General features: G+C 71.7%; 11 protein-coding genes and 1 riboswitch. Of the genes, 4 read left to right on the forward strand and 7 right to left on the reverse strand.

Annotated features, from left to right (window positions below):
* The first annotated feature begins 258 nt into the window (after positions 1-258).
* From ACFXGI_RS19215 to ACFXGI_RS19225, 3 genes are all read left to right on the forward strand, one after another.
* Entirely contained in the window at positions 259-1,038 is a 780-nt protein-coding gene (locus tag ACFXGI_RS19215) for a polysaccharide deacetylase family protein (RefSeq protein ID WP_384707723.1), read from the forward strand.
* A complete protein-coding gene (locus tag ACFXGI_RS19220; protein WP_384707726.1) occupies positions 1,035-2,231 on the forward strand; it encodes a YncE family protein in 1,197 nt (398 codons plus the stop codon). The genes ACFXGI_RS19215 and ACFXGI_RS19220 overlap by 4 nt, the downstream gene beginning before the upstream one ends.
* A gap of 79 nt (positions 2,232-2,310) precedes the next feature.
* Positions 2,311-2,523, forward strand: coding sequence for an EF-hand domain-containing protein (locus ACFXGI_RS19225; protein WP_384707729.1), 213 nt, complete (start codon positions 2,311-2,313; stop codon positions 2,521-2,523).
* Positions 2,524-2,603: 80 nt separating this feature from the next.
* Here the strand turns inward: ACFXGI_RS19225 and ACFXGI_RS19230 are convergent, their stop codons facing one another.
* The 5 genes from ACFXGI_RS19230 to ACFXGI_RS19250 are packed head-to-tail and all read right to left on the reverse strand — an operon-like array spanning position 2,604 to position 5,821.
* Positions 2,604-3,140: a PadR family transcriptional regulator gene (locus ACFXGI_RS19230; RefSeq protein ID WP_384707733.1), complete on the reverse strand. Its 537-nt coding sequence runs from the start codon at positions 3,138-3,140 to the stop codon at positions 2,604-2,606.
* 40 nt (positions 3,141-3,180) lie between these two features.
* Positions 3,181-4,002 (reverse strand): ATP-binding cassette domain-containing protein, encoded by an 822-nt coding sequence (locus ACFXGI_RS19235; RefSeq protein WP_384707736.1) that lies wholly within the window; start codon positions 4,000-4,002, stop codon positions 3,181-3,183.
* Positions 3,999-4,748: a cobalt ECF transporter T component CbiQ gene (cbiQ, locus tag ACFXGI_RS19240; protein ID WP_030857325.1), complete on the reverse strand. Its 750-nt coding sequence runs from the start codon at positions 4,746-4,748 to the stop codon at positions 3,999-4,001. The genes ACFXGI_RS19235 and cbiQ overlap by 4 nt, the downstream gene beginning before the upstream one ends.
* A 3-nt stretch (positions 4,749-4,751) precedes the next feature.
* On the reverse strand, positions 4,752-5,114 hold the full coding sequence (locus ACFXGI_RS19245; protein ID WP_384707740.1) for an energy-coupling factor ABC transporter substrate-binding protein: 363 nt from the start codon (positions 5,112-5,114) through the stop codon (positions 4,752-4,754).
* A 5-nt stretch (positions 5,115-5,119) separates the two neighbouring features.
* Positions 5,120-5,821 carry an energy-coupling factor ABC transporter permease gene (locus ACFXGI_RS19250; RefSeq protein ID WP_384707743.1) on the reverse strand — a complete coding sequence of 234 codons (702 nt, stop codon included), beginning with the start codon at positions 5,819-5,821 and terminating at the stop codon, positions 5,120-5,122.
* Between the two features lie 28 nt (positions 5,822-5,849).
* Positions 5,850-6,074: riboswitch (cobalamin riboswitch) on the reverse strand.
* A gap of 100 nt (positions 6,075-6,174) precedes the next feature.
* On the opposite strand from ACFXGI_RS19250, the gene ACFXGI_RS19255 reads away from it, so the two are divergent.
* Entirely contained in the window at positions 6,175-6,888 is a 714-nt protein-coding gene (locus tag ACFXGI_RS19255) for a flavodoxin family protein (RefSeq protein ID WP_384707746.1), read from the forward strand.
* Positions 6,889-6,951: 63 nt separating this feature from the next.
* Here ACFXGI_RS19255 and ACFXGI_RS19260 read toward each other — a convergent pair whose 3' ends face one another.
* Entirely contained in the window at positions 6,952-7,452 is a 501-nt protein-coding gene (locus ACFXGI_RS19260; protein ID WP_384707749.1) for a hypothetical protein, read from the reverse strand.
* Between the two features lie 118 nt (positions 7,453-7,570).
* Positions 7,571-7,978 carry an SsgA family sporulation/cell division regulator gene (locus ACFXGI_RS19265; RefSeq protein WP_384707752.1) on the reverse strand — a complete coding sequence of 136 codons (408 nt, stop codon included), beginning with the start codon at positions 7,976-7,978 and terminating at the stop codon, positions 7,571-7,573.
* Positions 7,979-8,135 lie beyond the last annotated feature (157 nt).

The raw sequence follows: 8,135 nt of genomic DNA on the forward strand, positions 1-8,135 counted from the left end.
CCGTGATTCCGACTATGGCAGACGGGCGACCAAACGCCAAAAGTCCCAACCTGGACATAAGTGTGCAAATACTCAGAGTTTCGGGCTAAATCCTAGGTGAGGTGGGCCACTCGCCTCGCAATCGATGAATAACTATCCACCGCTCCGTGTGATTCATTGATCGAATGCCGGAGACTCCCTCGTTCGGGTGTACTCCGACGAAGGTCCCAAATTGGGTCAATCGTTATCTTCTGCGGCATCCGCCCCTTAAATGGGCAGGTGCTCTGCTACCCGGACCGCCGATCCGCCCTCCGCGCCGGGGCCGCGGCCGCCGTCGGCGCCCTCACCGCCGCATGCGGCACGGACGCCCGTACGCCCCCCGGCCCGCCGGCCGAGGCGGCCTCGGCGAAACCCGCCCCCGTCCGGGCCGCGGCCGCCCCGCGCCGGTACCCCGGCCAGCCCGTCGAGATCGCGCACGGTCCGCGCGACCGCCCCCGGGTCGCCCTCACCTTCCACGGCAACGGGGACCCCTCCATCGCCCGGGCCGTGCTGGCCGAGGCCGAAAGGGCGGGCGCGCGGGTCACCGTACTGGCGATCGGCAGCTGGCTCGACGCCCACCCGGACATGGCCCGCCGGATCCTGGACGGCGGCCACGAGCTCGGCAACCACACCCAGCGCCACCTCGCGATCAACGACATGCCCGAGGCCGAGGCTTACGCCGAGATCACCGGCTGCGCGCAGCGGCTGAAACGGCTCACCGGCTCCATCGGCACCTGGTTCCGGCCCTCCCAGACCCAGTACGCCACCCCGCTGGTCAAGGAGCTGGCCCGGCGGGCGGGCTACCCGCACGTCCTCTCGTACGACGTGGACTCACTCGACTTCACCTCGCCCGGCGCCGCGGCCGTCATCCGCACCGTCACCGGGACGATCCACGGCGGATCGGTGGTGAGCCTGCACTTCGGCTACGCGGACACGGTCGACGCGATGCCGCCCCTCCTCGAAGAACTCGCGCGCCGGAAGCTGCGCGCGGTGACCACCACGGAGCTGCTGACCTCATGACGACCACCCGCCTTCCCCGGAAGGCCACCGTGCTGCTGGCCGGTCTGGTCCTCGCCGCCCTGGCCGGCTGCGGATCGGCCGACAAGGAGCCCGCCGAGGCGCTCGGCTCCGCGGCCCCGGCCCGGCAGCCCGCGCCCGTCAAGGCCGTCCCGGCCGTACCGCCCGGGCTGGCCGGCATGCCGCCGCTCCTCGACCCGAAGGACGTGTACGCGGCCGACCGACCGAATAACCTCTCGCCGCTGGTCAAGGACTTCCCGTCGCGGGTCTACGTACCGAACACCACCTCCAACACGGTGTCCGTCATCGACCCGAAGACCTACAAGGTCATCGACACCATCCCGGTCGGGATCCAGCCCCAGCACGTGGTCCCCTCCTGGGACATGAAGACCCTGTGGGTCAACAACAACCGCGGTCACACGCTCACCCCGATCAACCCGGCCACGGGCGAGGCGGGCGAGCCGGTCGAGGTGCACGACCCTTACAACCTGTACTTCACGCCGAACGGCAAGTACGCCATCGTGATGGCCTCCATGGACCGCGAGCTGGTCTTCCGTGATCCGCACACGATGAACCGGGTGAAGACGGTCCCGGTGACCTGCTTCGGGGTCAACCACGCGGACTTCTCCGCCGACGGCCGGTACTTCATCGTGAGCTGCGAGTTCTCCGGCGAGCTGCTCAAGGTCGACACCGAGAAGATGGAGGTCGTCGGCCAGCAGAAGCTGCCGTTCGAGGGCGCCATGCCGCAGGACGTCAAGGTCTCCCCGGACGGGAAGACCTTCTACGTCGCCGACATGATGGCGCACGGCATGTGGGTGCTCAGCGGGGACAAGTTCGACATCCCCAAGCTGCTGCCCACCGGGAAGGGCACGCACGGTCTCTACGTGAGCCGCGACTCCAGGGAGATGTACATCTCCAACCGGGGCGAGGGCAGCATCTCCGTCTTCGACTTCAAGCAGAACAAGCTCACGAAGAAGTGGGAGCTGCCGGACGGCGGCAGCCCCGACATGGGCGGCGTCTCCGCCGACGGCAAGGTGCTGTGGCTGTCGGGACGCTACAACTCCGAGGTCTACGCGATCGACACCACGACCGGGCAGCAGCTCGCCAAGATCCCGGTGGGCGGCGGCCCCCACGGCCTGGCCGTCTACCCCCAGCCGGGCCGCTACTCGCTCGGCCACACGGGGATCTTCCGCTAGCCGCGGCCCCCGGACGGAGCAGGGCGGGAGTGCAGCTACCCTTGGCCGGTCAACAAGCACCGAGAAGGGGTGGATCCCAGTGGCTGACATCGAGAGCGCGCGGGCGACGTTCGGCAAGTTCGACGCGGACGGTGACGGCTTCGTCACGGCGGACGAGTACAGCGCGGCCATGAAGGCGATGGGCGACGCGTTCGTCACCGGCTCCGTCGCGGACGCCGTGATCGCCGCCAAGGACGCGAACGGCGACGGCCGCATGAGCTTCGACGAGTTCTGGGCCTCCCTGAACAAGTAGAGCCAGCCCTTGCGAGCCCCCGCACCGCCCCCCTGGCGGGCGACGCGGGGGCTTCGCGCTGCCCGCGCTGCCACGGCGGATCAGGTCATGTCCTCGACCTCGGCCAGGGCCTCCTCCAGCCAGCGCAGCCAGAACGTCTCCAGGCCGGTGCCGCCGTGCAGCACGAGCCGGCGCAGCCGGTCCTCGTCGGAGTTCCGCCCCGGCGGGAAGTCCCTCTCCTCGATCGCCTCGTAGACCGCCAGCTGCCGCCGGTGCAGCTCCAGATGGCGCCGCAGCTCCGCGGCCAGCCCGTGCGGCCCGACCACGGCCGCGGCCCGGATCCGCAGCAGCAGCGGATCCCGGATGGCCTTCGGGTCCTGGCTCTCACCGACCCACCGCGCCAGCTCCGCGCTGCCCGCGTCCAGCACCTCGTACTGCTTCTTCTGTCCCCGTACGGGGACCTCGCTGGGCAGCGCCCGGATCAGCCCGGCCTCCTCCAGCCGGCCGAGCTCGCGGTAGATCTGCTGATGCGTCGCGGACCAGAAGTACCCGATCGACCTGTCGAACCGCCGCGTCAGCTCCAGCCCCGACGAGGGCTTCTCCATCAGGGCGGTGAGGATGGCATGCGGCAGCGACATGCCGCCATCCTAGGGACGCGGCGCCGAACGGGGGCGGGCACTACTGCCAGGCGGCCAGGGCCTCCGGGTTTTTCGGGCCCGGGACATGCGGGGGCAGGAGCGCGTGGGCCCGCAGGAGGGACGTCACCGCCGGGGACCAGGCCTGGCGCAGACCTGCCGTGGTCAGGAGCTGCGGATCCGAGAGGAGGGTCTGCGCCGGGCCGGTGCGGATGCCCGACGGGGTCAGCACCGCCGCGTCGTCGGCCCAGCGGACCGCCAGGTCCACGTCGTGCGTGGCCATCACCACCGTGGTGCCGGCCGCCCGCAGCCCCGCCAGAACGTCCAGCAGGCGCTCCTGTCCGTCCGGGTCCAGGCCCGCCGTCGGCTCGTCCAGGATCAGCACCCGCGGAGCCATCGCCACGGCCCCCGCGATCGCCGCGCGCTTGCGCTGGCCGTACGAGAGCAGGTGCGTCGGGCGGTCCCGCAGCGCCGTGATGTCCAGCGCGGCGAGCGCCGAATCCACCCGGGCGCGCACCTCGGCCGCCGCCAGTCCCAGGTTCAGCGGGCCGAAGGACACGTCCTGCTCCACCGAGGCCGCGAACAGCTGGTCGTCCGGGTCCTGGACCACCAGCTGCACGGCCGTGCGCAGCCGGGTCAGACCCGCCCGGTCGTACGAGACCGCCGCGCCGTCGAGGCGCAGCGCGCCCGTGCCGGGCCGCAGGCCCCCGCTCAGCAGCCGCATCAGCGTGGTCTTCCCGCTGCCGTTGCGGCCCAGCAGGACCAGCGCCCGGCCCTCGGCGATGGCGAAGTCCACGCCGGACAGGACCGCGGGGCCGTCCTCGTACGCGTATCCGGCGCCGGCCAGTTCCACCAACGGGTTCACAGGTACAGCCCCTTCAGGGTGAGAGTCAGGGTGATCAGGGCCGCCAGCAGGGCCCCGGACGCCGCCAGGAACCGCCAGGACAGGGCCGCCTCCGGTACGAGGACCCGCAGCGCGCCGTCGTAGCCGCGCCCGGCCAACCCCTCCTGGAGCCGCGCCGCGCGGTCGAAGGCCCGTACGAAGGAGGTCGCGGCGAGCCCGGCCAGCGAACGCCACGCCGCGGCCCGCCCGGAGGTGCCCAGGCGGGCCGCCTGGGCACGCCGGACCCGGGCCGTGGAGTCCAGCAGCAGGAAGCCGATGCGGTACATGACCAGGGCCACGTCCACCACCGGCGCCGGGACCCCGGCCCGGACCAGCCGGGGCAGGACGTCCGAGACGGGTGTGGTGAAGGCGAACAGCAGCACGCCGAGGGAGGCCGCCGAGGTCCGCAGGAGCAGCTCCGCGGCGTGCCGGGGGCCGTCGGGTGCGAGCGAGACGAACCCGGCCGGGCCGCCGACGGCGACCAGGAGCGGCAGCGCGCCGGTGAAGCAGAAGCCCAGCGGGATCCGGAAGGCCCGCCACAGCTGCCGCCCGGCCACGCCGGCCGGGCCGAGCAGCACGGCGAGGGTGGCGGCGGCGACCAGCGGCCCGCCGGGCCAGGGCGGCAGGCACACGGCGGTGACCGTCAGCCCGAGCCCCAGCAGGGCCTTCTCCAGCGGATGCCGGCGCCGCCACCGGCTGCCGTGCGCCGCCACGTCGATCGGCAGCACCGCCTACGACTCCGCGGCGGCCGTGTCGGACGCCCCGGCGGTATCCGGAGCACCCGCGGCGGCGGCGAGCGCGGCGCCCTGGCGGCGGCCCTGGCGGACGCCGAAGTAGTACGCGAGCACGCCCGCGCCCAGGGCCGCCTGGAGGGCGAACAGGGCCGACTCCACCTCCCCGGAGGGGGGTTCGTACAGCGGCGAGAACCAGGGCTCGTAGTCCGGCCTCAGCTCGGTGATGGCCGTCTCCGCCTGCGCGTCGGCGCCCGTGAAGGGCTCCTCCTTGCCCTCGCCCATCCCGAGCGCGATCGGCAGTACGGCCAGCGCCGCCACCAGGAGCAGCAGCAGGCCGTTGATCTTCGTGTTCCGGCTCATGCCCATCAGAGCGCCGCCTTCCGCTCGCTCTGCCCGCTGCGCCCGCTCAGCTTCGCCACGCCCAGCCGGACCAGGTCCGACTTGCTCGACTGCATCAGCAGCCGCATCACGAGCACCGTCAGCAGCCCCTCGCTCACCGCGAGCGGGATCTGGGTCACGGCGAAGATGCCCCCGAACTTCGCGAGCGCGCCGGGGAATCCGGTACCCGGGTCCGGGAAGGCCAGCGCCAGCTGCACGGAGGTCACGCAGTAGGTGACCAGGTCGGCGAAGAAGGCGCCGAAGAAGACGGTCGCCATCAGCGGGACGCCGAAGCGCTTCAGCAGCAGGTAGACCCCGTACCCCGCCCACGGTCCGGCGATCGCCATCGAGAAGACGTTCGCGCCGAGGGTGGTCAGACCGCCGTGCGCCAGCAGCAGCGCCTGGAAGAGCAGGGTGATCGTGCCGAGCACCGCCATGACCGGCGGCCGGAACAGGATCGCCCCGAGTCCGGTCCCCGTGGGGTGCGAGCAACTGCCCGTCACGGACGGGATCTTCAGCGCGGACAGGACGAAGGTGAATGCTCCGGACGCCCCGAGCAGCAGCGTGCTCTCCGGGTTCGCCTTCACCTCACGGGTGAGGGCGCGGACACCGTGGACGACGAACGGAGCGGACGCGGCGCCCCAGGCGACCGCGTGCAACGGGGGCAGGAACCCCTCGGCTATGTGCATGTGTGGGGAGACCTCTCCAGCACCTCGTGGATGGACGACGCGCCCCGGCCGGTCTCCTGGCTCACGGGTGCTGATGCCCTGGCTCCGCCTTCCCGGGCGGTGCGGAACCTCCCGCGCCGCCCAGTGGCTTCCCGATGGGGGCACCTCCCGGACGGAGTCTGGGGGAGAGTGGAGCCGGACTTCCCGTTCACAGTGGCGAGGGCCGCACCGGTTTCCCACCGGTTTCCCGAACACCAAGGCTCACTGACCCTAGTCGGACGGACGGACCTGCACCAACCCCGGTCCGGACGCCCGGACGCCCGAACGGCTGCCGTCCGCTGGCGGCCCCGGCCGCCGCCGCGCAGGCTGGCGGCGTGCCCGCCGACTTCGACTACTCCGACCTGACCGCCGTCTACGTCAACTGCACCCTCAAGCGCTCGCCCGAGACCAGCAACACCGAGGGCCTGATCGACCGGAGCCGCGCCGTCATGGCGGCGGCCGGCGCCCGGACCTCGCTCATCCGCGCCGTCGACCACGACATCGCCACCGGTGTCTGGCCCGACATGACCGAGCACGGCTGGGAAAGCGACCAGTGGCCCGTCCTCTACAGCCAGATCATGGACGCCGACATCCTCGTGCTGTGCGGCCCGATCTGGCTCGGCGACAACAGCTCCGTGATGAAGCAGGTCATCGAGCGGCTCTACGCCTGCTCCTCGATCCTGAACGAGCGGGGCCAGTACGCCTATTACGGCCGCGTCGGCGGCGCGCTCGTCACCGGCAACGAGGACGGCGTGAAGCACTGCGCGATGAACGTCCTCTACAGCCTCCAGCACCTCGGCTACGCGATCCCGCCGCAGGCCGACGCCGGCTGGATCGGCGAGGCCGGGCCCGGGCCCTCGTACCTCGACCCCGGTTCGGGCGGACCCGAAAACGACTTCACCAACCGCAACACCACCTTCATGTCCTGGAACCTCATGCACCTGGCCGCCCTGCTCAAGCGCGGGGGCGGCATCCCGGCGCACGGCAACCAGCGCTCGGAGTGGGACGCCGGCTGCCGCTTCGACTTCCCGAACCCCGACTACCGCTAGGTCGTGTCGTCAAAGTCCCGTCTGGCCGGCGGGTGCCCGGCGGCACCCGCCCGCCCTCCGCCCTCATCGGCACACGTTGCGGTGCGCGACGTCCAGCACGAAGCGCTCGGGCCCGTGCAGCTTGAAGGAGCTGAAGGAGGGCCTGCCCTCGAAGGCGGCGCCGAAGGTCACGTAACCCTCGAAGTCGCCGGTCAGGGCGAGCCCCTTCAGCTGCGGCAGATGGATCTTGACCAGCTTCGGCCCGCGGTACGTGCTGTCGCCCGCGCGGTCGTGCGCCGCGGCGGGATGCAGCCGGATCTGAAGGAAGTGCTTCCCGGCCAGCGGGACGGGTGCGCCGGACCCGTCGTGGACCAGCCGCGGGACGCGGGTGACGGTGGCCTGGGGCACGTATCCCCGCAGGTCGATGACGATGCGGTCGTACGTGCAGTGCCCGCCCCAGCGGGCGTTCACGACGAGCGGCGTGGGCCGGACGGCGGCCGAGGCCGGCGCGGCGAGGGTGATCCCGGCGGTGAGCAGCGCACCTGTGGCGAGGGCCACGAGCTGCCGGCGGCGGAGATGGTTCATGACGTCCCCCTGATTCTTCAGAGGCGGGGACCGGTGTCACTGCTGAGGACACTCCCCGGCAGGCTCATGGTTGCACCCAGACCGCATCAAACCAAAAGAAATAATCCCAAATTGGACCCTATCGGGGCAGGAGGGTGCTCAGCTCGGCGTCGAGGTCGTAGTGCCGCCGTTCCTCGCCCCGCGGCACCAGAGTGACCAGCCGCCGGCACAGCACCCGTACGTCCTTCGCCCGGGCGGACACGACGCAGCTCTGCGCGCCGTTGGTGAAGGCGAGGAAGACCCGCGGCTCCCCGCCCTGCCACCGCGGCCACACCCGGATGTCCCCCTCGCCCGTCGCGCAGGTCTCCCCGTCGAGCAGCAGGTCGCGGGAGAACACCCAGCGCGCCAGGTGCATTCCGGCGCCCCGGAAGTCGAGCGCCAGCTCGTAGGGCCGGTCCCGGCGGTACGTGAAGGCCCCGAACACCGGCACGGGCTCGGGCGAAGCCTCCAGCCGGAGCGGGAGGACGCGGTACTCGATGCCGTCCATGCGCGGCGCCTCTCTGTCGTGTCCCGGCCGGGGCGCTCGTGGCCCCTCCGGGCAAGCTAGGGCGTGTTGTGAAAGTGCTGGTCACAGCCATTCGTTGATGGCTGCGACCAGCACGGTCGCTTCGTAGCGGACTGCGAGTTTGTCGTACCTGGTGGCG

Origin of the sequence: Streptomyces sp. NPDC059355 (assembly GCF_042752335.1) — a bacterium.
In the GTDB taxonomy this organism is placed as follows: domain Bacteria; phylum Actinomycetota; class Actinomycetes; order Streptomycetales; family Streptomycetaceae; genus Streptomyces.

What these genes read in the sequence shown, in the direction of transcription:
- ACFXGI_RS19260 (WP_384707749.1), bottom strand. Translation starts at nt 7,452, where the DNA reads ATGAACCATCTCCGCCGCCGGCAGCTCGTGGCCCTCGCCACAGGTGCG.
- ACFXGI_RS19265 (WP_384707752.1), bottom strand. Translation starts at nt 7,978, where the DNA reads ATGGACGGCATCGAGTACCGCGTCCTCCCGCTCCGGCTGGAGGCTTCG.
- ACFXGI_RS19250 (WP_384707743.1), bottom strand. Translation starts at nt 5,821, where the DNA reads ATGCACATAGCCGAGGGGTTCCTGCCCCCGTTGCACGCGGTCGCCTGG.
- ACFXGI_RS19230 (WP_384707733.1), bottom strand. Translation starts at nt 3,140, where the DNA reads ATGTCGCTGCCGCATGCCATCCTCACCGCCCTGATGGAGAAGCCCTCG.
- ACFXGI_RS19220 (WP_384707726.1), top strand. Translation starts at nt 1,035, where the DNA reads ATGACGACCACCCGCCTTCCCCGGAAGGCCACCGTGCTGCTGGCCGGT.
- ACFXGI_RS19245 (WP_384707740.1), bottom strand. Translation starts at nt 5,114, where the DNA reads ATGAGCCGGAACACGAAGATCAACGGCCTGCTGCTGCTCCTGGTGGCG.